A 24,414-nucleotide genomic window follows, 5' to 3' on the forward strand; every position below is an offset into this window, starting at 1 on the left:
AAATTTTGGACATAAAAAAGCACCCTAAGGTGCTTTTTTAATAATTAACTGTGATTTATCACAGCCTGAATCTTAGTTCATGCCGTATTTTTTAACTTTTTACGTAAAGTACCACGGTTGATACCTAGTAAAATAGCTGCACGAGTTTGGTTACCACGTGTGTATGTCATTACTTCTTCAAGTAATGGCGCTTCTAGCTCTGAAAGAACAAGGTCGTAAACGTCTTGCACATCTTGACCGTTAAGCTGTTTTAAGTAGTGGTGAACAGCTTTTTTTACTGCATCACGCAATGGCTGCGGTTTCTCGTGTGACTGAACATGAGGGTTTGTGATAAATGGAGAAGTCACGTTTTGTTCGAACATTATAAAGTCTCTTTCTTTCTTAGTTAGCTGCTAGTGTTTTAAAGTATTGCTCTAATGCGACGACCTGTGCTTCTGAGTTGTCGAGCGCATTAAATACTCGCCTAAACTGACCATCACTGTCATGGGTTTGCAAATACCAAGATACATGTTTGCGAGCAATTCTCGCGCCCATTGGCTCACCGTAAAACGCATGGAGGTTTGTTAAATGCTCCATTAAAATACTGCGCACCTCTGCAATAGCAGGTGGCTGCATGTGTTCACCAGTTCGCAAATAGTGGTCTATCTCCCTAAATATCCAAGGGCGACCTTGGGCGGCTCGACCAATCATAATGGCATCTGCACCCGTATAGTCTAAAACCTGTTTTGCTTTTTCTGGCGAGGTAATATCACCATTTGCAACAACAGGAATTGACACTGAACGTTTTATATCCCTAATCGTGGCGTACTCTGCTTCACCTTTATACATACATGCGCGTGTTCGCCCATGTACAGCCAGTGATGCAATGCCATAACGTTCAGCTATTCTCGCAATCTCTACACCATTACGGTTATCCGGATCCCATCCTGTACGGATTTTAAGTGTTACAGGTATATCAACAGCATTAACCACTGCATCAATAATCTCTTCCACGAGTTCAGGAAACTGTAATAAAGCAGAGCCTGCGAGTTTCTTGTTCACTTTTTTTGCTGGGCACCCCATATTGATATCTATGATTTGTGCACCGTTAGCAACATTGAATTGTGCGGCCTGCGCCATAAGCTCAGGATCAGCTCCTGCAATCTGCACCGCGCGTATACCCGACTCACCGCTGTGATCCATACGATTCATCGACTTTTCAGTTTTCCAAACCTTTGGGTTTGACGATAACATTTCAGACACAGCAAGCCCGGCGCCTAAGCGACGGCAGAGTTGTCTAAATGGTCTGTCTGTAATGCCGGCCATAGGCGCAACAATTACATTATTCTCAAGTTGGTATTTACCGATACGCACTGTATTCAATAGGCCTCTTTTCAAGGGGCGCTAAGTTTACGGCTTTTTTGACAAAAATCAAAGGCTATAAATTGAACAAAAGTGATTTTTTTTTGCTCTTTTCGTATTGACATTTGATAACCGTATGACGGAAGGGTTTATTTGTGTGAAATTTGAACGAATGATGTTTTTATAATAAATAATGTTTATTTTTATTTTGTAAAAAAATAGTAAAGCCTGTTAAATACAGGCTTTACATGCGACTTTTGAGTTAATACTCTAAAATTTATAATGTATATGCTTAGCTATTTTTTGTACCGCTAACACGGGTCCAATCACCTTCAATGGCAATTTCATCGAGCTCAATAAAGGGCGCGTATATGTCAGCCACCGATTGTGCTTGTTCTTCTAAAATACCAGACATCGCAATTTTACCGCCTGGCTTTAACAACCCTAAAATCACACTGTGAAGCTCACGCAGTGGTTGCGCTAAAATATTTGCCACAACAATATCGGCTGTAAACTCAGGTTGATTTTCTGGCAGGTACACTTCAAGTTTGTCAGCAACGCCATTACGGTTAGCGTTATCTAAGCTTGCTTCGAGTGCTTGCGGGTCAATGTCTATCCCTATCATGCGCTCAGCACCCAATTTAATAGCAGCGATACCTAAAATGCCCGAGCCACAGCCAAAATCCACGACAGTTTTACCGGTAAGGTCTTGGCTTTCTAGCCATTTTAAACACAGAGCTGTTGTTGCGTGTGTGCCTGTGCCAAACGCAAGACCTGGGTCAAGTAAAACGTTAACAGCATCAGGATCAGGAATATCGCGCCAGCTAGGGCAAATCCATAGTTTTTCACCAAACTGAATAGGGTGGAAGTTATCCATCCATTCACGTTCCCAGTCTTTATCTTCAAGCTGTTCAATTTTGTAAACGAGAGATTCATTTATTTCGTCGTGGCGCTTTAATAGTGCGATCACTTCGTTCATATCGTGATTAGCTTCAAATAAACCAATTACAGTGGTGTCAGCCCAAAATTCAACAGTGCCAATTTTTGGCTCGTAAATAGGGGTGTCTTTAGCATCTATAAAGGTAACAGACGCACTGCCTGCTTCCATTAATAGGTCACTTACTGCATCTGCGGTTGCAGCATTGGCATTGATACGGATTTGGATCCAAGCCATCTTTATTTCCTTGAAATAGAAAAAAGGCCGCTACAGCGGCCTTTTTAGTTTATACAAAGCGCTAAATTACTTAGCGTCTAAAAAGCTTTTTAGTAAATCTGAGCGAGAAGGGTGGCGTAATTTACGCAGTGCTTTCGCTTCTATTTGACGAATACGCTCACGTGTTACATCAAACTGCTTACCTACTTCTTCTAAGGTGTGGTCGGTATTCATATCAATACCAAAGCGCATACGAAGTACTTTTGCTTCACGCGCTGTTAAGCCGGCTAGTACATCGTTAGTTGCACCACGAAGCGACTCCATTGTTGCCGAATCGATTGGCGAATCAATGGTGGTATCTTCGATAAAGTCACCTAAGTGCGAATCTTCATCATCACCGATTGGTGTTTCCATCGAAATTGGCTCTTTAGCAATTTTTAGTACCTTACGGATTTTATCCTCAGGCATCATCATGCGTTCTGCTAATTCTTCAGGATTTGGCTCACGACCCATTTCTTGTAACATTTGACGAGAGATACGGTTAAGTTTATTAATCGTTTCGATCATATGTACCGGGATACGGATAGTTCTTGCTTGGTCAGCAATAGAGCGAGTGATAGCTTGACGTATCCACCACGTAGCATAAGTCGAGAACTTATAACCACGACGGTATTCAAACTTATCTACCGCTTTCATCAAGCCAATATTACCTTCCTGGATTAAATCCAAGAACTGTAAACCACGGTTTGTGTATTTTTTAGCAATTGAGATTACAAGACGTAAGTTAGCTTCAACCATTTCTTTTTTCGCACGGCGCGCTTTTGCTTCACCAATACTCATACGACGGTTAATGTCTTTAATACGCTCTATGCTTAAACCAGTTGTTTGCTCAATAATAGATAGCTTATTGATACAACGAATTATTTCAGGTTTAACTTCTTCAAGTTTAGCTGAGTATTTTTCGTTGTTTGAAATTTCTAAATCAACCCACGAAGGATCTGTTTCGTTATTAGCAAAGTGCTTAACGAATGCTTTTTTAGGTAGCTTAGCAATTTGTACAGCTTGTTTCATGATTAGACGTTCTTGAACACGAACACGATCCATCATTTCGCGCATGTTGTTAACCATGCGATCAAACTGTTTAGGAATTAGCTTGAAAGTTCTGAAAAGCTCACCAATTTCAAAAATGGCGGCTTGTGAATCAGGATGCGAACGACCTTTAGCTTCAAACGTATCACGTGCTTTATTGTATAAATCACGTAAGTTTTCAAAATGAATGCGAGCTTCTTCAGGATCTGGGCCTGTATCTACTTCTTCATCTTCATCATCGTCACTTTTGTCATCGTCTTCATCGTCGTCATCAAGTTGTTTTTCACTTAATTCTGAACCGATATTAGTTGCTGAAATTGGCGCTTCATCTTCGTTTGGATCAATGAAACCAACGATGATATCGCTTAAACGCATTTCTTCTGCTTCAAACTTATCCCACTGCTCTAGTAGGTAAGTGATTGCTTCAGGGTATTCAGCAACTGAAATTTGTACTTGGTTGATCCCTTCTTCAATACGCTTAGCGATAACAATTTCGCCTTCACGTGTAAGAAGTTCAACAGTGCCCATTTCGCGCATGTACATGCGAACTGGATCGGTAGTGCGGCCAATTTCTTTTTCTACCGTAGCAAGTGCAGCAGCGGCAGCTTCAGCTGCGTCTTCGTCTGTCGTTGTTTCTTGCATCATTAGTTCATCGGCATCAGGCGCGTTTTCGCTAACCTTAATACCCATGTCATTAATCATGCTTATGATATCTTCTACTTGATCTGAGTCAATTATGTCTTGTGGAAGGTGATCATTTACTTCTGCAAAAGTTAAGTAGCCTTGCTCTTTACCTTTTTGAATCAGAAGTTTTAATTGTGACTGAGGAGTTGGATCCATAGAGATTGTTTCTTCCACTCTGATAAGTTGATACAACAGGCGCCATCACTTGGTTTACATTAATGCCAACCAGAACAATGTGACGCAGTGAATAGCACAGTATAACATCCAAAACTAGATCTGACTAGCTGTTAGTCGCTTTTAACGCTGTCATTAGTAAATGACATTCTAGTCTTTCGTCGCTATTTAAACCTTGTGTCTTGTCTTTTATTAATAAGGTCTCTAGTCGATAATTTAAACACTGATCTTCAATAAATTTAAAAGTATTTTTAAAAACAGTCTCTAAACGCTCTTCATTTATTTCATGTTGCCAAGTAGCGAGCTTAATAAGAGGCTCATAATCGTCAGTATCTCTAAAAAATTCGAGTATCTGAGCCGTAGTGATAGTCTCTTTTTCAAGTGCTTGTTGCTGCAAGCGAAGCAATAAACCAATACCTGCAATGTTCATTTGTGCAAGTTCTGGCAAATAAGGAACACTTTTAGCTAGGTTTGGATGCTGAATTAAAATACCAATAGCCTGTCGCATTGGGGTTATTTTAAATTTTCGCTCAATAGAATGCTGTTGCTTTGGTGTTTTTAATCGATTATTTAGTTGTTCACGCGTGCGCCCAATTAGTCTGCCTAATTGCTCTAAAATATTTTCTTGGTAAAATTCACTCGGAATTTTTTCAATGAGCGGTAGGGCTGCACTGAGTAATTTTGCTTTACCCGAATCGAGTGTTAAATCAATTTCTTGGCTTAATTTGTTAAACATGACTTTAGTAAAGTCATCGGCTTCACTTAAACGCTGTTCGAATGCTTCTTTACCTTCTTTTTGCACTAATGAATCGGGATCTTCTCCATCAGGCAAAAATACAAAGTTCAATGCTTTACCGTCATTTAAGTAGGGGAGCGCATTTTCAAGTGCCCGCCAAGCTGCATCGCGTCCAGCTCGGTCGCCATCGTAACAACAAATGACCTTATCGGTCGTTCTAAATAACGTATGCATGTGTTCGCTTGTTGTGGCGGTTCCCAGTGCTGCAACAGCGTATTCAATCTCTTTTTCTGCAAGTGCAACAACATCCATGTAGCCTTCAACGATAAGAATGTGCTCTAACTTTTTGTGTGCTTGTTTAGCTTCGTAAAGGCCATAAAGCTCAAACCCTTTATGAAAAATGCGGGTCTCTGGAGAGTTTAAATATTTAGGCCCTTGATCAGCTTGCATAACGCGACCGCCAAAGGCGACTACCCTGCCGCGTTTATCACGAATAGGAAACATTAAGCGGTCGCGAAAAAAGTCGAATTGCCTGCCGGGTGTTTTTTCTGAGGCGAGCTTTAATTCGACGAGTTGCTCTTTTTGTTCTTTATTACGACCAAGTTGTAAACATAAGCCATCCCATTCACTAGGGGCGTAGCCAACCATAAACTTTTTAACAGTTTCGCCGCTCAGTCCTCGACCTTTAACATAGTCAATGACTGCGGCCGAGTTAGCGTGGTGCTTTAATTGGTGCTGATAAAAGCGAGCTGTATGAAGCATCAAATCGTAATCTGAACGCTTTTGCGCAGCGGTACGTTCTGGCGCAGAGCTACCGCCTTGTTCGCGGGGCACGTCCAAGTTGAGCATGCTGGCAAGTTCTTCAATGGCATCAACAAACTCTAGTTTGTCGTATTCCATAACAAACGATATTGCGTTGCCATTCGCCCCACAGCCAAAGCAATGATAAAACTGTTTATCTTGCGATACCGTAAACGAGGGAGACTTTTCGTTATGAAAAGGGCAACACGCTTGATAGTCTTTACCGGCTTTTTTTAGCCCAACTTTAGAGTCTATCAGGTCGACAATATCGGTTCTGGCAAGTAAATCATCTATAAAACTTCGTGGGATCTTTCCAGCCATTAGTAAAATACAGTCCTGAAATATTAAGAAGAATAACGAAAGTGAAACTTAAAATTTATACTAGTAAGGTATAAATAATTGGACCTTAACTTATCAAAATGACGGCTAAATAAATAGAGTCAGAATAAATAATTTCATTTTTGAATATAGGCATAACGTTTACTTTTTAGCGACGTAAAAACAAAGAAACCGAGCACAAGGCTCGGTTTACTTCAATTATACTTTACGTATAGGGAGTGTTAGGCAGTTAATCTTTGCTTTATTAAACCAGAGATCTTACCCATATCGGCGCGACCTTCAGCTTTGCTTTTGATTATACCCATCACTTTACCCATGTCTTGCATACCTGCTGCGTTAGTATCAGCAATAGCCGCGTCAATGAGAGCAATTATTTCTTCGTCACTCAATTGTTGAGGTAAGAAGGTTTCAAGTGCTGCTATTTCATTGGCTTCAATTTCAGCTAAATCATCACGCCCAGCATCTTTGTACTGAGTGTAAGAGTCGCGACGTTGTTTAACAAGCTTCACTATAACGGAGGTAATACCTGCGTCGTCTAGTGTTATTTGCTCGTCAATCTCACGTTGCTTGATTGCAGCAAGTACCATGCGAATAGGGTTAAGACGTTGTTTGTCTTTAGCTCTCATCGCATCTTTTTGCGCATCTTTTAGCGTTATTAAAAGGCTCATTTATACAAGACCTAATGTATTAGTATAATTTAACGCGACGAGCGTTATCACGAGAAAGTTTTTTCATGTGACGCTTAACTGCTGCAGCTTTCTTACGCTTACGCTCAGCTGTTGGCTTTTCATAGTGCTCGCGACGACGAACTTCTGAAAGGATACCTGCTTTTTCACATGAACGCTTGAAGCGACGAAGTGCTACGTCAAACGGTTCGTTCTCTCTTACTTTAATTACTGGCATTAAAAATTCACCTACCTAAATTATGAGCGTTGCTCAAGTTGATCAAACATTGATCAAGTGGTTCAAAAATGGTGCGGTATTGTAATCCGAAGCAACACCACATGTAAAGGATAATATTAACAGAAACGCATAGTGTAAAACAGTATTAATTTGGCTGGCGTTGGTAGAGTCTACAAAATACTTGGCCTGCTTTTTTTTCTTTAATTAACAGCCAGTTACTAGGTGGTTTGAACGTATTTAGATCGCTCTCTACTTCAACGTAAATTAGTGCTTCTTCGCTAAGCCAATTATTTATTTCTAATAAGTTACAGCTAGTTTGAGCTAAATTTTTGCGAAAAGGCGGGTCAACAAAAACAAGATCAAAAGGCGTATTACTATTTTTTTGTTCTAAAAATGAAAGAGAGTTAGTGTGCCTTACCTGTGCATTTTGTAATTTTAGTGTTGCTATGTTTTGCGCTAGTTGCTTTGCTGCACTTGGGTCAAGCTCTATAAAAAGAGCAGTACTTGCAAAACGCGAAAGAGCTTCGAACCCCAACCCACCAGAACCTGCAAAACAATCTAGAACGTTAGCATCACGCGTGTCTTGCATTAACCAGTTAAATACTGTCTCTTTAATTCGGTCTGTAGTAGGACGTAAACCTTGTACGTCTTTTACTGGAAGTTTTCGGCCACGAAATTGCCCACTTATCACTCTAATAAAGCCATCAGTAGATTTGGTAATTGCTTTATTTTTAGTTGTTTTATTTCTCATTTAGCTCACTAAAAAATGGTATCTGGGATCTAGCTCAGATAATATTGTAGTAGATTACGTATAGCTTCATTTTTCAACCGCATTAAAAGTGTTACTATTGAACACTTATGTTTTGAATGGTTGTTTGGCTGGCAAAGTGTGTTGGCTCTTCCAAGCTATTTTCAAATTTTAGTTTATCAGATTTTTATAAGTGGTTATTAGCAAGTATGGCAAAAAAAAGTAAATTAATGTCTTGGCTCGGCTTTGGTAAGTCAGATAAAAAACAAGCCGAACAAAAAGCAGAGGCTGATAAACAACAAGCTTTAGCAGAGCAAGAAGCTAAACGCTTAGAAGAAGAACGCGTTGCCGCTGAAAAAGCCGAGCAAGAACGCGTTGCTGCAGAGCAAGCGGAAAAGTTAGCAATAGAACGAGCAAATGCTGAGCTGTTAGCAAAAGAACAAGCGGAAGCCGAGCAGCAGAGAGTGGAGCAACAAAATCGCCTTGCTGAGCAAGCTGAAGCGCAGCGTTTAGAACAAGAACGTGCTACAGCAGAGCAAGCAGAGGCCAAGCGTTTAGAGCAAGAACGTGCTGCGGCAGAGCAAGAACGTGCTGCGGCAGAGCAAGAACGTGCTGCAGCAGAGCAAGCAGAAGCCCAGCGCATAGAGCAAGAACGTATTGCAGCACAGCAAGCAGAAGCGCAGCGCATAGAACAAGAACGTGCTGCAGCACAGCAAGCAGAAGCGCAGCGCATAGAACAAGAACGTGCTGCAGCAGAGCAAGCAGAAGCGCAGCGTTAGAGCAAGAACGCATTGCAGCAGAGCAAGCAGAAGCACAGCGCATAGAGCAAGAACGCATTGCAGCAGAGCAAGCAGAAGCGCAGCGCATAGAGCAAGAACGCATTGCAGCAGAGCAAGCAGAAGCACAGCGCATAGAGCTAGAACGTGCTGCAGCAGAGCAAGCTGAAACGCAGCGTTTAGAGCAAGAACGTGCTGCAGCAGAGCAAGCAGAAGCCCAGCGCATAGAGCAAGAACGCATTGCAGCAGAGCAAGCAGAAGCACAGCGCATAGAGCAAGCACGCATTGCAACAGAGCAAGCCGAAGTGCAGCGCTTAGAACAAGAACGTATTGCAGCAGAGCAAGCTAAGAAAGAAGAAAAACCTAAGAAAGAGGGCTTTTTTTCACGTCTTAAAAAAGGATTACTAAAAACCCGCGTTAATATTGGCGCAGGATTTTCGTCTATTTTTAGTGGTAAAAAAATAGATGATGACCTTTTTGAAGAGCTTGAAACTCAATTATTGACGGCTGATTTAGGCGTAGATACCACCATGAAGTTAATCGATAGATTAACGGACGGTGCAAATAGAAAGCAGCTTAAGGATGGCGATGCTTTATACGAGCTAATGAAGCAAGAAATGGCAGCGATGCTAAAGACTGCTGAACAGCCATTAACAATACCAGCAGAAAAAAAACCGTTTGTGATTTTAATGGTAGGCGTAAATGGGGTTGGTAAAACAACTACGATTGGTAAGCTAGCTAAGCAATTCCAAAATGAAGGTAAGTCGGTCATGCTTGCTGCGGGTGACACTTTTAGAGCCGCTGCGGTTGAACAACTTCAAGTATGGGGTGAGCGCAATAGTATTCCTGTTATAGCACAGCATACCGGCGCCGATAGTGCATCGGTGGTATTTGATGCTTTTCAGGCCGCAAAAGCGCGTAATGTAGATGTGTTAATTGCTGATACAGCGGGTCGTCTGCAAAATAAAGATAATTTGATGCAAGAGCTTGAGAAAATAGCTCGTGTAATGAAAAAAATAGATCCTGATGCACCACACGAGGTGATGCTAACCATAGATGCAGGTACAGGGCAAAATGCGATTAGCCAAGTAAACTTGTTTAACCAATGTGTAGGTTTAACGGGTATTACTTTGTCAAAACTTGATGGTACAGCAAAAGGTGGGGTTATTTTTGCTGTAGCTGATAAGTTTAACATTCCAATTCGTTATATTGGTGTTGGTGAAGGTATTGATGATTTGCGATCGTTTAAAAGCGATGACTTTATTGATGCATTATTTAGCCAAGATGAGGACGACGCTTAATTTACCAAGAAGGGAGCTTGCTCCCTTTTTAATTGCGAGGAATACCAATTGCATTAACACTTTAATGAGGTTGGCATAATAAAAAATGATAAATTTTCAGCAAGTAAGTAAAACCTATCCAGGGGGGCATCGTGCCCTCGAAAAAGTTAATTTTCATATAAAACCTGGCGAATTAGCCTTTTTGACCGGTCATAGTGGTGCGGGTAAAAGTACACTTTTAAAGCTTATCAGCTTAATGGAACGTCCATCTGCTGGTAACGTATTTATTAATGGTGTTGATTTAAATAAAGTTAATTCGCGACAAATCCCTTATGCTCGCCGAGATATTGGTATTATTTTTCAAAACCATCGATTATTAGAACGATACACTGTATTTGATAATGTCGCGCTACCGCTGATCATCGAAGGAACTCATCGTAATCAAATCGCAAAGCGTGTTCATGGTGCGCTCGATAAAGTGGGTTTAATCGATAAAGTTAAATGCCATCCATCTATGTTGTCGGGTGGTGAGCAACAGCGAGTCGGTATTGCACGCGCTATTGTAAATTCTCCGCCAATTTTACTTGCCGATGAGCCAACGGGTAACTTAGATCCTGAACTCTCAATGGAAATACTTAAATTATTTGAAGACTTTAATAAGCATGGTACAACCGTACTTATTGCTACCCATGACTTAGGCCTTGTTGCACGCATGAAGTATAGGAGCTTAACGTTAAAGGATGGCAGAATGCTTGAAGATCCATTAGCGCAGGGGGCATTATGAGTTTACTGTTTAAAAGCCGCCAAAACAAAAATAGAAAAACAAAAAAAATCAGTTATTTCAAATGGCTACTTTTTTATCGTTAACATTTTTCGCCAAGGGATTCATAGTCTGGGTGAAATGTGGCGTACACCACTGGCATCAATGATGACAATTGCGGTACTTGGATTAAGCTTAACGCTTCCTGCCACACTTTACTTAGTGGTTAAAAATGTCCAGCAAGTTAGTAGTGGCTTTGAAGAGGCTAGTGAAATATCGTTATTTGTAAAACAAACAATGACGAAACAAGAAACAGCAACGCTAGTTAAGCGCCTAGCCTTATATCCTGAAGTAGAGAGTGTAACGTTTATTTCAAAACAGCAAGCGCTAAAAGAGTTTCAGGAGGTGTCAGGTTTTGGGCAAGCGCTAGAATATTTAGATAGCAACCCATTACCCGATGTTGTGCTAGTTACGCCTACTAAGCGGCATCGCCAACCTAATGCCGCCAAGGTACTTATGACCAAGTTAGAAGCGGAACGTGAGGTTGATTTTGGCAAACTTGATATAGCCTGGTTAGAGCGCTTAAATGCATTGCTTAGCTTGCTAAAAGAAAGTGTAATAACCATTACCTTATTATTATTAACGTCTGTAACTCTCATAATAGGTAATACTATTCGCCTATCGATTATGGATAAAAAAGAAGAAATACAAGTAATGAAACTTGTAGGTGCTACAAATACGTTTATACACGCACCATTTTTATGGACTGGTATTTGGTATGGCGTTATTGGTGGATTATTTGCTTTTATATCAGTTGCATTGATGATGTGGTGGCTTTCTTCAGCCGTAAACAGTGTGGCTGGTGTGTATCAAACTAACTTTTTACTCATTGGTTTAACGCTTAGCGAATTTGGCTTTTTAGTTTTACTTGCTACAAGTTTGGGGTTTGTTGGCTCTTACTTATCTGTAAATCGATACATCAAAGAAATAGAGCCAGACAAAGTGTAATACGCACCTATATAGCTCGCTGTTAATCAAGCGAGCTATATAGGTTATGCTATTGGCGCTTTATTCGCTTCAAAGTAAACTTTGTGAATATACATTTAACTTTATAAGCGTGTTTATCTCTTCCTCATTCGCGCAAGCTAATGCAAGTGAACTAACTCAATGCTTAGCGCGTATGTTATTGGGTTGGGTTGTTCAGGTCCTATAAAAACTGTCACATTTATCTACTACCCTCCTTATCAAGCATGAATTGTAAATAGAGTGAAAAACTGACGTTAATCACCCGCAATCCCTTAATTCATCGCTTATTCAGTCGCTTATAGTAGACTTCAATAACGCTAAAAAACCGCTTGATTTATACTTTAAAAAAGTTTTAAATTGGGGTTAGCACTCTTCAGGAAAGAGTGCTAAGATAGTTTCAAATGTTTATCACCGAGGTGAAAAATGAGTAAAGATTTATACGCAATGGCACTTACAGTTGGACAACAAAGCGCAAGCATGGATGGCTACCTTCAAGCGGTCAGCACAATCCCTATGCTTAAAGTTGAAGAAGAGCAAGAACTTGCTAAAAAACTTCAGGAAGAAGGCGATCTTAGTGCTGCAAAGCAACTCATTATGTCGCATTTGCGCTTTGTAGCGCATATAGCTAAAAGCTACTCGGGATACGGCTTGCCACAAGCTGACCTTATTCAAGAAGGCAATATAGGCCTGATGAAAGCGGTTAAACGTTTCGACCCAAGCGTAGGTGTTCGTTTAGTATCGTTTGCAGTGCATTGGATTAAAGCCGAAATACACGAATTTGTTCTAAAGAACTGGCGTATAGTTAAAGTAGCTACTACAAAAGCACAGCGTAAATTGTTTTTTAATCTTCGTAAAAATAAAAAGCGTTTAGGCTGGTTTAACCAAGCAGAGGTTAGCACTGTTGCTAGTGAGCTGGGTGTAAGCGAAAAAGAAGTGCGTGAAATGGAATCTCGTATGAGCGGTCAAGATATGGGCTTTGACTTAACGGGTGATGATAACGATGACGCACCAACAAGCACTTATTCGCCGGTACAATATTTAACGGATGGTTCTGCTGATTTAGCTGATGACATTGAGCAGCAACAATGGCAGGAACAGTCTCATACTCGTTTGTTTAGTGCACTTAAAACACTAGATGAACGTTCACAAGACATTGTAAGTGCGCGCTGGTTGTCTGATGACAAAGCAACACTACAAGAGCTTGCTGAAAAATACAGTGTATCTGCTGAGCGTGTTCGCCAGCTTGAAAAAACAGCAATGAAAAAGTTACAAAGCGCTATGAGCTGATACGTTCTAAAAGCGTAATATTTTTAAAAGCCCTGCATGAAAACGCAGGGCTTTTTTGTTGAAAATTAATAATGTAGGCAAATATTATAGGGCATAAGAGATAAGTACCTTGTTTAATTTAATTATCGCGCGCTAATCGTTTTCCCTTGAGCTTGCGCTAACTGAATATATTTACGTTGTACTAACTGAGAAACAGGAACTAACTCATAGCCTTGTTGAGTAAGCTCAGGCAGGGCTTTACGTAAAAAAGCAATGGTCTCAGGATAAGGGTGAGCAATGGCAATGGCAAAATTGTGATCTGTTGCTTTTTGTTTAAGTTCATCGAGCCTAAACTGAAGTTGATCTGCTGTTGTTATGTTGTCCAAAAAGACATGGCGACCAATATTTTCAACCCCAAAAAAGTTTGCAGCATTTTGTGCCTGGCTTAAGCCAGTTGTTCGGCTATCTAAAAAGTACAACTCGCGCTTTTTAAGTACTTCCATTGTCCATTTCATGGCTTGGCTTTGCTGAGTTAATGCAGAGCCCATGTGATTATTAACACCTCTAACTTGCGGTAAACTTGCAAGTGCTGTTCCAAGCGTTTGTTGAAGTTGGGCTTTGTCCATATCAAGAGTAAGCGCACCAGGCCCTAGTGCTTTGCCGTTAAGTGCCTGCATAGGCACATGTAAAAGCAGCTCTTTATTTGCTTTGCTAGCATGTGTTGCAAAAACTTGCGAATAGGGTGTATGGGGCAAAATTGAATAGGTCAATTGCCCAGGTAAGGTTAAAAACTCTAAGTCTCTTTGGTGGTAGCCTATATCATCAATAACTATCGCTATTTGTTTAGCATTAGCGCTAAAGCAAGCGATACATACACTGAAAAAAAGCCACATCCGTATTTTTCTGTTAATAGTATTCACGTTTATAATTTTTATTATCTTTTTTATGCCCAGTAACGCTCAAACAAAATAGATTACTGCATACTGAGTAATTGTTTTGCTTTAACTAACTGTAAATCAGCTAAGGTGTTAACAAGCTGGTGTTGATTATTTTTTACTTGCTCATTTTTTATTATAACGGCTTTATTGTTTTGTGGAAGTGTTGTTTGATTAATCGTCACATCCGGCTTTATTCCAACGCCATCTATTGATTCACCAGAAGGTGTAAAATACTTTGCGGTAGTGAGTTTTAAAGCGGTATTGCCATCACCTAATGGTATAAGTGATTGCACTGACCCTTTTCCAAAAGATTGGCTTCCAACCACTTTTGCCCTGTTGTTGTCTTTTAAGGCACCGGCTAAAATTTCAGCTGCAGAGGCTGAATTTTCATTAATAAGCACAACAATTGGAGCGCCTTTGAGTATGTCGCCCCGTTTAGCATAAAAGGCTTGGTTAGCGTCAAAGTATCTGCCTTTCGTTGTTACTATAGTTCCGCTTTCTAAGAATAAATCAGAGACGGTAATCGCACTTTTAAGGGTGCCTCCGGGGTTGTCACGTAAATCAATTACAAGCCCTAATAATGGATAATCATAATTATTTTGCATCGCTGCAATTTGCAATGCAACTTCGTGTAGTGTGTGATTAGAAAAACTATTAATAGCTAAATAGCAAATGCCGGACTCTAAAACTTTACTGGTTACACTCTCTAATTGTATTTGCGTACGAGCTACGTTAAATGACAAAACTTCTGGGCTTTCATTTCGCTTAACGGTGAGATTAATTGTTGTAAATTTATTTTCTTTAATCAAAGTTGCGACTTCGCTAACGCTGAGCAAATTGACCGTTTTTTGATTAACACTAACAATAATATCGCCAGCTAAAATACCTGCTTCTTTCGCTGGTGAGTTATTTACCACGTTAACTATTTTTATGTCAGTATCGACCTTTTTTACTTCAATACCTAAGCCCGTATATTGGCCATTGGTATTATCAAATAAGGCATCGAGCTCGTGTTCGTTAAGGTATTTAGAGTAGGGGTCTAGCTTTGAGTATAAGCGCTCAAACTGTTTGTTGTTGTATTGCACATAATGGCTGTTTTGTAGCTCTAAATCGTCAACATAATAGGCGTGTATGTTAAATAAAATTTCATCTATTTGTTGGCTTTTAAGGTTTTTTACTGAGCTGGCAAATGCATTGTTAAGTACTAAAGTAAAAGTGAATAAAAGCAGGCTGAAAACATAGCCTGCTTTTTTAAATGCGGGTATTACATTGTTGTTTTTCATCAGCGACTCCTCAGCGGAGCAGCGGTTTATTCAATTAAATACGTCTGCACCATTTTACGGGATTTACTGCGCGTCCTTTGTGTCGTATTTCAAAGTATAGACCAGAACTTGCCTGTCCGCCGCTTTGGCCAACCAACGCTAAAGTTTCGCCTTGGCGTACCAAGTCACCTACGTCTCTCAGTAGTGTTTGTGCATGGCCGTATAGGCTCATAAATCCTTCACCATGATCGACTACAATTACCCAGCCATAACCTTTTAACCAATCTGCAAATACAACTTGGCCATTGTGCACGCTATTAACATTTTCGCCTTCTTTAGCGCCAATTAGCACGCCTTTCCAATCAATGCCACCATGTTTGCGTTGGCCAAATTTGTGTTTTAACTTACCTTTACTAGGCCAGTTTAATCTGCCTTTATTTTTATTGAGACCAAGTAATTCTATTTTTTTGTTTTTCTTTTTCTAATTCTTCAATTGTATTAACAAGGGTTTGTTGGTTTTCTTTTAAGTAATCGATAGAGCTTTTAGTACTCGTAAGCTGAGCTTGAAGATTCCTAAGGTTAGCTTGGCGTTCACTTTGTGCATTTACTAAGGCTGTTTGGCGCCTTTTTTGCTCGTCGTATAAAGCTAAAAGTTTTTCTTTTGTTTTATTTAGTGCAACTTGGTTTAACGCGATTTGTTGTTTAAGTTCTTTTAATTCTTCTATCTGTTCAATTCGTGCTTTGTTTAGGTAATTATAATAGCTCAGTGTTCGCTCAAATTGCGCTGTGTTTTCTTGATTCAGCAACATTTTAGAGTAGTCATCACCACCTGCCATGTAAGCGCTTTTAAGTTGCGCTCCTAAGATACGTTGAAATTCGATGTGCTTTTTATCGAGTTCATCAGCTTTTTTTTGTTGTTGATTTTGCTGTTGTTGGGTTTCTTTAACAGACTGCTCAGCCATATTAAGTGCTTTAGCGTTTTTAGCTATTTCAAGCTCATGGTTTTTAAGATTTTTTTGAAGTTGAGATATTTTTTTTCGTTGTTGATTATACTCAGATTGGCTTTGTTCAAGTGCTTGTTTCACCTGTGAGAGATCTTTTTTAGTGCGATCTTCATTGGCAACTGCTGATGCAGTCACCAATGAGGCGAGTATTAAGCCGCACTTAAAGTATCGGTTAACACGTTTAATCATGGGTTATTTCAACGTCATGATAGGTGTGCCAGTCATTTCACTTGGCTGTTCCATGCCCATTAGGTGCAGCATAGTAGGGGCAACATCACTTAATGCTTTACCTTCAGATGGTGTCGCATCGCGACCAACATAAATAAAGGGCACCGGTTCACTTGTATGCGCGGTATGTGCTTGGCCCGTTTTAAGGTTAGCCATTTGTTCTGCATTGCCATGATCGGCTGTGATCAACGCTTCACCGCCAAATTCGTTCAATGCATCAACTACACGGCCAATACAGGTGTCAACGGCTTCACAAGCTTTTACAGCGGCATCAAAAACACCTGAGTGGCCAACCATATCGCCATTAGGGTAATTACATATAATAGCGTCGTATTTCCCGCTTTTAATTGCTTCTACGAGCTTATCGGTTAGCATTTCTGAGTTCATTTCAGGTTGCAAGTCGTAGGTAGCCACTTGCGGTGAAGGGATTAGTTCACGCGTTTCACCTTCAAATTCGTCCTCACGTCCGCCGCTAAAAAAGAAGGTAACGTGTGCGTATTTTTCTGTTTCAGAAATACGCAGTTGTGTTTTCCCTTGTTTTTCAAGCCACTCCCCTAATACATTAGTAAGAGGAGTTGGGCCAAATGCAACGGGTGCGTCTATATCTGCTGCATATTCTGTCATCATGACAAATGCGCTGAGAGCGGGGGATTTTTTCTTGGTAAAGCCATCAAACTCAGGCTCTACAAAGGCGCGTGTAATTTCTCGTGCTCGGTCTGCCCTAAAGTTTGCAAAAATAACGGTGTCGCCATCATTAATTTGCGCTGCTTCTCTACCTGCTGGTGTAATGGTTGTAGGAGCAACAAACTCATCGTTTTCGTCGCGCTCATAAGCTGCATTTAATGCGGTTACGCCATCGCTGTAGTTAAACTCTCCAATGCCAGAGGTCATTACGTCATAGGCTTTTTCTACACGATTCCAGCGGTTATCTCTATCCATTGCATAATAACGACCAACGAGTGTTGCTAGCCGACCACATTCAAGTTTTGCAAACAACGCTTCTATACGTTCAATCGATTCTTTGGCACTACGCGGTGGTGTATCACGGCCATCTAAAAATGCATGAAAATAGACTTCCTTAGCACCGCGTTTTGCAGCAAGCTCTATGCTTGCAACAATATGATCTTCATGACTATGAACGCCACCCGGACTCAATAATCCCATAACATGAACGGCTTTGCCGGCATTTACTGCTTTATCAATGTTTTCAACAAGTGCAGGTGTTGAGTCAAATTCACCGTCATTTATTGCTTTGGTGATTCGAGTAAAGTCTTGGTATACAACACGTCCTGCACCTAAATTAACATGTCCAACTTCGGAATTACCCATTTGTCCATCAGGAAGACCTACATCAAAACCAGATGCTGAAATTAATGTGCGAGGGCGAGATACCCATAAGTTATCTAATACGGGGGTATTCGCTGCTAGTATTGCATTGCTTTGCTCGTCTTCACGATATCCCCAACCGTCTAAAATCATTAATACCAGTGGTTTTTTATGTTCAGTCATAGTCACTCCTAAAAGTTAGCACCTGTTTTGCTTTAGCATACCGTGTTTTGTTACTTGAATCAGCATACAAAACAGCATATTAATTTTTTTCACTTAATTGAATATTGTATTGATGCTGATGTGCGGTTAATAACCTTTATATGGGGTGTTTTTCCTCCTTTTAAACTCTGTGTAAACTCGCATTTTAAGTTGGTTTGGGTATACTTGCGTGGCTAAAGTCTAAAATGTCTAAAACATTGCGTTTTAGGATGTAATTTATAGTGGAAGTCGAATGGAACAATATATTGAATTTATAAGCAATCACCCTATTTTAAGCCTTGCTTGGGTTGGTATTGTTTTTCTTATTGTCAGTGGTTGGATAAAAAGTAAATTTTCAGCTATTCGTCAAATAAACCCTCAGCAACTAACGCTACTTATTAACCGTGAAGATGGTCAAGTAGTGGATATGCGAGCACAAAAAGAGTTTACGTCTGGCCGTATTTCGGGTGCTGAACACTTAAGCCCTGAAAATGCAAAAAAATCTGACTTTTCAGGCCTTGAAAAGTACAAGACTAAACCCATTATATTGGTATGTACTACAGGTATGACAGCCCAAGGCACGGCCACAGCAATGCATAAAGCTGGTTTTGAACAGGTTTATGTATTAGCGGGCGGAATGGGTGCATGGCAATCTGCTAGCTTACCAACGATAACAGGTCGCTAATCTCGTTTAGCTAAACCGATAGAGGATTTATTATGAGTAACGTTGTTTTATACACCAAGGCATATTGTCCATTTTGTCAGCGCGCTATGGCGCTTTTAAAAAGCAAAGGCGTTGAATTCACTAATTTTGATATTGGTGTACAACCTGAACTTCGCGATGAAATGATTACTAAAGCCGGTGGCGCAAGCACTGTACCGCAAATTTTTATTAATGATGAACATATCGGTGGCTGTGACGACATGATGGCTATTGAGGCTCAAGGTAAACTTGACGCTAAGCTTAACGCTTAATTTAATTATAATAACGAACAAGTTAGGAATAACAATGAACGAAGAAACTCAAAACGCAGCAGCGGCACAAGACGCAGGCGCACAATTTACTATTCAACGCATTTACACTAAAGACGTGTCGTTTGAAACGCCAAACTCTCCGGCAATTTTTCAAAAAGAATGGACGCCAGAAGTTAAGCTAGACCTAGATACTCGCTCTAACAAGTTAGACGAAGGTGTATTTGAAGTTGTTTTAGCATTAACTGTGACAGCATCAATTGGCGAAGAAACTGCGTTTTTATGTGAAATTCAACAAGCGGGTATTTTTACTATTGCTGAGGTTGAAGAAGTACAACTTGCTCATATGCTAGGTGCATTTTGTCCTAACGTATTGTTCCCATATGCACGTGAAGCGGTATCTAACCTAGTTAACCGTGGCACTTTCCCACAGTTAAACCTTGCGCCAGTAAACTTTGACGCATTGTTTGCACAGTATATGCAACAACGTACTGCGCAAGCTGACCAGGTTACAGCAGACGCATAACTTATGAATACAGCAACTTCAGCTGTTACTGTATTGGGGGCGGGGTCTTATGGCACCGCCCTTGCTATTTGTTTAGCCCGAAATGGTCATAAAGTGACGCTTTGGGGACGCAATAGCGACGACGTTGCTACGCTTGCAGCTGAGCGGAAAAATCAACGTTACTTACCAGATGCACCCTTCCCAGACGCTCTAGAACTAGAAGCCGATTTACAACGCGCAGTTGCATGTAGTGCTATTGTGCTTGTTGTTGTGCCAAGCCATGCGTTTGGCGACACACTTGCGCAAATAAAACCTGCATTGCAAATCGATGCTAAAGTCGCGTGGGCGACTAAAGGCCTTGAGCCAAATACAGGGCGTTTATTACAAGAAGTTGCACAGCAAGAGCTGGGTGATGAAATCGCACTTGCGGTGCTTTCGGGTCCTACATTTGCGAAAGAAATGGCAATGGGTTCACCAACAGCTATTTCTGTTTCGTCTACCTCACCTGAGTTTGCACAACAATTGGCTGATTTACTGCATTGTGGTCGTTCATTTCGAGTGTATAACAATGACGATTTTATTGGCATACAGCTTGGTGGTGCGGTTAAAAACGTAATTGCTATTGGCGCGGGTATTTCAGATGGTGTAGGTTTTGGAGCCAATGCTCGCACAGCCTTGATCACACGAGGTCTTGCAGAGCTGACTCGGTTAGGTTGCGCTCTAGGCGCAAAGCCAGAAACCTTTATGGGAATGGCAGGCCTTGGCGATTTAATTTTAACCTGTACTGACAACCAATCACGCAATCGTCGTTTTGGTTTAGCACTGGGTAAAGGTGAAAGTGTTGAAGCTGCAATTGAGTCGATAGGTCAAGTAGTAGAGGGCTTTAGAAACACCAAAGAAGTGTATTTACTTGCCCAGCGTGCAGGCGTTGAAATGCCTATCACTGAACAGATTTACAAAGTACTTTATGAGAATAAAGATATGAAAGCTGCTGCCATGGCATTGTTAGGCAGAGAGCAACGATCAGAATAGCATTCACTACTGTGATAAAAACTAAAAAACCGACGTAATGTCGGTTTTTTTGTTAGCTTTAATAATACGCGTATCATTGCGCGTTCGGAAAGCCCAGCTGTCGCCATGATTCGTAAACAAATACAGCGACTGCGTTTGATAGGTTCATGCTTCGGCTATTTGGTTGCATTGGGATACGCACGCGCTGCTCGTTTGGTAGAGCTTGAATCATCTCATCGGGTAGCCCGCGTGTTTCTGGACCAAATACTAGACAGTCTCCGGGTTCGTAACATGCTTCATGATGAAATTGGCTGCCTTTGGTTGTACATGCATACACTTTTTTCGGTTTACATTTTTCAAGATACGCTTCAAATGACGCATGACGCTGAACATGGCTGAATTCATGGTAATCAAGGCCTGCACGCTTTACACGTTTGTCGTCCCACTCAAACCCTAAAGGCTCAATTAAGTGCAGCGAAAAGCCGGTATTTGCACAAAGGCGGATAATATTCCCTGTGTTTGGTGGAATTTCAGGTTGGTATAAAACAATATCCAGCATAATTAGCCTTTTAATAAATGGTATTTGACGGATGCAGTATACACGAAACCCTTAAAAAAAATGATATACTCAAAGTATTGAATACTCTTATTAGCGGATGAAATTGTGCATAACCGCAGTTACGAATTTTGGGTTAAAGCTTCTAGTATTATTACTATGGTAATGGTGAGTTTAATGATTGCGGCAAAGGCGTGGGCCTGGCTTGCTTCAGGCTCTGCTTCAATGCTTGGCTCCTTAACAGACTCATTAATGGACATTACCGCTACATTTATGAGTTTTTTAGTTTTAGGTTACGCACTGCGCCCAGCTGATGATGATCATCGGTTTGGTCATGGTAAAGCCGAGGCATTAGCAGGGCTTGGGCAAGCTGCATTTATTGCAGGCTCGGGCTGTTTACTGGCATTTCATGGTGTTGAGCGCTTATTTAACCCTATAGAGCTTACACATTCATTATTAGGTGTATGGGTAAGTGCTTTTGCAATTGCATGTACTCTGGTCATTGTTTTTGTACAAACTAAGGTTATTCAACATACCGAATCGATTGCTATAAAAGCAGATTCGGTGCATTACAAAGGTGATTTGATTTTAAACGCTGCTGTTTTAATTGCGATTGCTCTATCTTATTACGGAATGATGTATGCCGATCCTATTTTTGCAATAGGGGTAGCAGGTTACTTACTCTATAACAGTTGGGATATTGCAAGAGATAGTGCCGATCATTTAATGGATAAAGAACTCCCAGACGATGAAAAGCAAAGCATTTTTGATATTGCTAAAGAGCACAGCGATGTGCATGGCGTACACGGGATCCGTACTCGCCAGGGGGGGAAAATTAAGTTTATTCAAATGCATTTAGAGCTTGATGACCATTTAAGTCTAATACGAGCCCATACTGTGGCTGATGAGGTTGAAGCGATGATTGGTGCTCGTTTTGAATCGGAGGTTGATATACTAATCCACCTCGACCCGCTTTCTGTTTTAACTAAGCCGTCACCGACTCACAAAACTTATACAGACTCTTAAGCACTGGCTGGCGTACATCATCACATTCAAAGAATAGTTCGTGCTTGGCGTCAGCAAAGCTTTCTAGGGTAATATTTGCGTACTTATTAGCTAGTCTATAGTGGGCTTCATTATCGACAACTACATCGTTTTTTGCGCTTGCAATGTAAAGTGGAATATCAACAGTAAGCTCATCTATTGATGATAAAAAAGTAAAGGTTGAATTTAGCCACCCATAAGTAACCCCGCCAAGTTGTAGTAAAGGCTCCTCATTATATGTTTGCCTAAATAGGCTGTAGCGTAATTCGCAACTTGTTAATACGTTTAAAGGGAACTCTTCTGGGGTGTAGTCGGTTTGTCCAAGGGCATAGCTAAATTGAAAACCAAGACGTACGGCATTACTTGCAATTATTCGGGCTAAAGGCTTTGGAATACCTTTGGTGTGTATATCGAACATTGGGGCTGATAAAAACGCACCGCTAAAACTATGCTCATAGTTTGCCAAATAATCAAATGCAATAGCACCTCCCATTGAGTGGCTCACTAATAGCTTTTTACCTTGCCAAACGGTGTCGACTATTTGGGTGTTAAATAAATTAAGATCGGCACTGTAGTCACCAAAATTATTTACATAGCCCTTATGTTTATTTTTTAAATAGCGGTAAGAGCGACCCTGTCCTTGGTGGTCAACAATAAAAATAGCAAAATTATTAGTATAAAGCTCCCATAACAACTCTTTGTATTTATCGAGCCCTTCGATTCTGCCTGAGCTAATAACTATGGCAACATGAGCTTTATCTGGCTGGGCATGCGCATAAAATAACTGCCCATTAGGCGTATTTAAATACGCTTTAACTAATGTGTTTTGATAAAAATCATTAATGGCTGATTGGTTACCTTTAAGCTCGCACTCACTACTATAAAACATGGTTTACTCTTTGATTATTGGCAGTGTGATATTAGCACACAAGCCGCCCTGATCTTTGTTCGATAAAACTAAGGTACCATTATGAGCTGTAATTGCATTTTTTTGCGATAGCTAAGCCTAAACCGGTTCCACCACTGACTCTATCTCTTGCATCAGACTGCCTAAAAAACGGCTCACATAGCTTATCAAGCTGGTTATTTGGCACGCCTGGGCCATCATCACATATTTCAATATGCACGGCATCACCATGCGATAGTTTTATACTTATTGTGTTATTTGCATATTTAATGGCATTACGAAGTAGGTTTTCAAGCGCGCTGGCAATCAGGGCTTCATCGCAGCTAATGGTTACGCTTGCATCGCCTGTTATTGTTAACTGCTTATCATATTGTTTTGCTTCAAATTTTGCATCGTTTAAAACATGTTCAACAATAACGTTTAGTGATTGCTTTTGCATTGCAAGGGTTTGGCTTTTTGCTTCTAAACGAGACACTTGAAGTACATCAGCAATCATTTGATCGAGTTGATTAGCCTCTTTTTCTATTCGTAGTAAATAAGACTGACTTGCTTCATTTGCTTGCATTTGTGCAAGGCCTGTTGCCATTTTTAAGCGAGTAAGTGGCGAACGTAACTCATGGGATATATCAGCAAGCAAGCGTTTTTGTGAGCTTATTAATAGTTCTAGCTGGTTTGCCATACTATTAAAGTCTCGACCAAGTACCCCTAGCTCATCTTTTCTATTAGTTGAAATAGCAGCACGTGCGCTTAAATCGCCAGAAGATAGTTTTATAGCTGCTTTTTTAAGGCTGTTAATTGGTGCAATTAAGTTACGACTAAACAAAAAGCTCAAAATTAAAGAGGCAATAATTGCAATAGATACTTTGATCCAGCCGGGCATTAGCTTTAAGCGTATAAACAGAGGTGGCTGATTGTTTATGTCTATTTCATATAAATAAAATACTCCTTCGGGGACGGTTAATTGAACTGGCCCAAAGGCTTGATATTGCTCAGTGAAAACAATTTGCGGTGGCATGTTTTTGGTAAAATTAAGAAGGCTTAGGTCTATGTTTATAGGTGTTTCTTTATTAGTAAAAGAAATATCAGATTGCTCAGCGCTTAAATATAAAAGCTTACGTTTAGATAAGCGTGGATGCGAAAGAATGCTCTCAAGCGAACGTTTATGCTTATATGCAGAGCGCTCAATACTTCTTGCGGTATAAGCTAGGTTTTTTCCCATCGGGCCATGTAAGGGTTCATTACTTACTAAGTTCAGTACACTGATATTACTTAAAAAAACAAGCGCAGTAACGGTGCCAATAATGGTTAGCCAAAACCAAACAAATATTTTAAAAAATAAATAATGCCTAGGGTGCTTAAGCCAAGATAAAGCGCCTGATTTATT

At 40.5% G+C, this 24,414-nt stretch carries 19 protein-coding genes and 5 pseudogenes; 9 read left to right on the forward strand and 15 right to left on the reverse strand.

Going from position 1 to position 24,414, the window contains the following annotated elements:
- Positions 1-72: 72 nt before the first annotated feature.
- The 8 genes and pseudogenes from fis to rsmD all read right to left on the reverse strand — a co-directional run bounded on the left by fis (position 73) and on the right by rsmD (position 7,971).
- Positions 73-362 (reverse strand): annotated as a pseudogene (gene fis / locus P20480_RS11470) (DNA-binding transcriptional regulator Fis).
- A gap of 19 nt (positions 363-381) precedes the next feature.
- Entirely contained in the window at positions 382-1,353 is a 972-nt protein-coding gene (gene dusB, locus P20480_RS11465; RefSeq protein WP_010556644.1) for a tRNA dihydrouridine synthase DusB, read from the reverse strand.
- A gap of 280 nt (positions 1,354-1,633) precedes the next feature.
- On the reverse strand, positions 1,634-2,515 hold the full coding sequence (gene prmA / locus P20480_RS11460; RefSeq protein ID WP_008128759.1) for a 50S ribosomal protein L11 methyltransferase: 882 nt from the start codon (positions 2,513-2,515) through the stop codon (positions 1,634-1,636).
- A 66-nt stretch (positions 2,516-2,581) separates the two neighbouring features.
- The gene (rpoD, locus tag P20480_RS11455; RefSeq protein ID WP_008128761.1) at positions 2,582-4,423 is read right to left on the reverse strand and encodes an RNA polymerase sigma factor RpoD; all 1,842 of its coding nucleotides are present in this window, start codon (positions 4,421-4,423) and stop codon (positions 2,582-2,584) included.
- Between the two features lie 124 nt (positions 4,424-4,547).
- Positions 4,548-6,299, reverse strand: coding sequence for a DNA primase (gene dnaG / locus P20480_RS11450; protein ID WP_008128763.1), 1,752 nt, complete (start codon positions 6,297-6,299; stop codon positions 4,548-4,550).
- Between the two features lie 239 nt (positions 6,300-6,538).
- Entirely contained in the window at positions 6,539-6,985 is a 447-nt protein-coding gene (locus P20480_RS11445; protein ID WP_008128764.1) for a GatB/YqeY domain-containing protein, read from the reverse strand.
- A gap of 19 nt (positions 6,986-7,004) precedes the next feature.
- Positions 7,005-7,220: a 30S ribosomal protein S21 gene (rpsU, locus tag P20480_RS11440; protein ID WP_002957797.1), complete on the reverse strand. Its 216-nt coding sequence runs from the start codon at positions 7,218-7,220 to the stop codon at positions 7,005-7,007.
- 145 nt (positions 7,221-7,365) lie between these two features.
- Complete coding sequence (gene rsmD / locus P20480_RS11435) at positions 7,366-7,971, reverse strand: 16S rRNA (guanine(966)-N(2))-methyltransferase RsmD (protein ID WP_008128766.1); 606 nt, start codon at positions 7,969-7,971, stop codon at positions 7,366-7,368.
- Positions 7,972-8,177: 206 nt separating this feature from the next.
- Between rsmD and ftsY the strand changes: the two are divergent.
- From ftsY to rpoH, 4 genes and pseudogenes are all read left to right on the forward strand, one after another.
- Positions 8,178-10,045: pseudogene (gene ftsY / locus P20480_RS19165) on the forward strand (signal recognition particle-docking protein FtsY).
- A gap of 85 nt (positions 10,046-10,130) precedes the next feature.
- A complete protein-coding gene (gene ftsE, locus P20480_RS11425) occupies positions 10,131-10,808 on the forward strand; it encodes a cell division ATP-binding protein FtsE (RefSeq protein WP_006794808.1) in 678 nt (225 codons plus the stop codon).
- Positions 10,805-11,792 (forward strand): annotated as a pseudogene (gene ftsX, locus P20480_RS11420) (permease-like cell division protein FtsX). The gene ftsE and the pseudogene ftsX overlap by 4 nt, the downstream one beginning before the upstream one ends.
- Positions 11,793-12,233: 441 nt before the next feature.
- Positions 12,234-13,097: an RNA polymerase sigma factor RpoH gene (rpoH, locus tag P20480_RS11415; RefSeq protein WP_008128777.1), complete on the forward strand. Its 864-nt coding sequence runs from the start codon at positions 12,234-12,236 to the stop codon at positions 13,095-13,097.
- A gap of 122 nt (positions 13,098-13,219) precedes the next feature.
- Here the strand turns inward: rpoH and P20480_RS11410 are convergent, their stop codons facing one another.
- The 4 genes and pseudogenes from P20480_RS11410 to gpmM form a co-directional block, all read right to left on the reverse strand.
- Positions 13,220-13,969, reverse strand: coding sequence for a divergent polysaccharide deacetylase family protein (locus P20480_RS11410; RefSeq protein WP_008128779.1), 750 nt, complete (start codon positions 13,967-13,969; stop codon positions 13,220-13,222).
- Positions 13,970-14,049: 80 nt separating this feature from the next.
- Positions 14,050-15,297 (reverse strand): S41 family peptidase, encoded by a 1,248-nt coding sequence (locus P20480_RS11405; RefSeq protein ID WP_008128782.1) that lies wholly within the window; start codon positions 15,295-15,297, stop codon positions 14,050-14,052.
- A gap of 34 nt (positions 15,298-15,331) precedes the next feature.
- Positions 15,332-16,469: pseudogene (locus tag P20480_RS17945) on the reverse strand (murein hydrolase activator EnvC family protein).
- Between the two features lie 3 nt (positions 16,470-16,472).
- Positions 16,473-18,017, reverse strand: a complete 1,545-nt coding sequence (gene gpmM, locus P20480_RS11400) for a 2,3-bisphosphoglycerate-independent phosphoglycerate mutase (RefSeq protein WP_008128788.1) — start codon at positions 18,015-18,017, stop codon at positions 16,473-16,475.
- Positions 18,018-18,288: 271 nt separating this feature from the next.
- Between gpmM and P20480_RS11395 the strand changes: the two genes are divergently transcribed.
- The 4 genes from P20480_RS11395 to gpsA are packed head-to-tail and all read left to right on the forward strand — an operon-like array spanning position 18,289 to position 20,544.
- Entirely contained in the window at positions 18,289-18,720 is a 432-nt protein-coding gene (locus P20480_RS11395) for a rhodanese-like domain-containing protein (RefSeq protein WP_008128791.1), read from the forward strand.
- 32 nt (positions 18,721-18,752) lie between these two features.
- Entirely contained in the window at positions 18,753-19,010 is a 258-nt protein-coding gene (grxC, locus tag P20480_RS11390; RefSeq protein WP_006794822.1) for a glutaredoxin 3, read from the forward strand.
- A gap of 34 nt (positions 19,011-19,044) precedes the next feature.
- The gene (gene secB, locus P20480_RS11385; protein ID WP_006794821.1) at positions 19,045-19,533 is read left to right on the forward strand and encodes a protein-export chaperone SecB; all 489 of its coding nucleotides are present in this window, start codon (positions 19,045-19,047) and stop codon (positions 19,531-19,533) included.
- Positions 19,534-19,536: 3 nt separating this feature from the next.
- Positions 19,537-20,544: an NAD(P)H-dependent glycerol-3-phosphate dehydrogenase gene (gpsA, locus tag P20480_RS11380; RefSeq protein WP_008128794.1), complete on the forward strand. Its 1,008-nt coding sequence runs from the start codon at positions 19,537-19,539 to the stop codon at positions 20,542-20,544.
- 73 nt (positions 20,545-20,617) lie between these two features.
- On the opposite strand, the gene trmL is transcribed toward gpsA, so the two are convergent.
- The gene (gene trmL, locus P20480_RS11375; protein WP_008128796.1) at positions 20,618-21,082 is read right to left on the reverse strand and encodes a tRNA (uridine(34)/cytosine(34)/5-carboxymethylaminomethyluridine(34)-2'-O)-methyltransferase TrmL; all 465 of its coding nucleotides are present in this window, start codon (positions 21,080-21,082) and stop codon (positions 20,618-20,620) included.
- Positions 21,083-21,187: 105 nt separating this feature from the next.
- On the opposite strand from trmL, the gene P20480_RS11370 reads away from it, so the two are divergent.
- Positions 21,188-22,105 (forward strand): cation diffusion facilitator family transporter, encoded by a 918-nt coding sequence (locus tag P20480_RS11370; RefSeq protein WP_171047554.1) that lies wholly within the window; start codon positions 21,188-21,190, stop codon positions 22,103-22,105.
- Here P20480_RS11370 and P20480_RS11365 read toward each other — a convergent pair.
- Together P20480_RS11365 and P20480_RS11360 are read right to left on the reverse strand one after the other, a co-directional pair.
- On the reverse strand, positions 22,065-23,012 hold the full coding sequence (locus P20480_RS11365) for an alpha/beta fold hydrolase (RefSeq protein WP_008128800.1): 948 nt from the start codon (positions 23,010-23,012) through the stop codon (positions 22,065-22,067). The two genes, P20480_RS11370 and P20480_RS11365, sit on opposite strands and share 41 nt — an antisense overlap.
- Before the next feature lie 3 nt (positions 23,013-23,015).
- Positions 23,016-24,414: pseudogene (locus P20480_RS11360) on the reverse strand (ATP-binding protein); the annotation flags it as partial.

It is taken from the genome of Pseudoalteromonas sp. BSi20480, from assembly GCF_000241365.1.
In the GTDB taxonomy this organism is placed as follows: domain Bacteria; phylum Pseudomonadota; class Gammaproteobacteria; order Enterobacterales; family Alteromonadaceae; genus Pseudoalteromonas; species Pseudoalteromonas marina.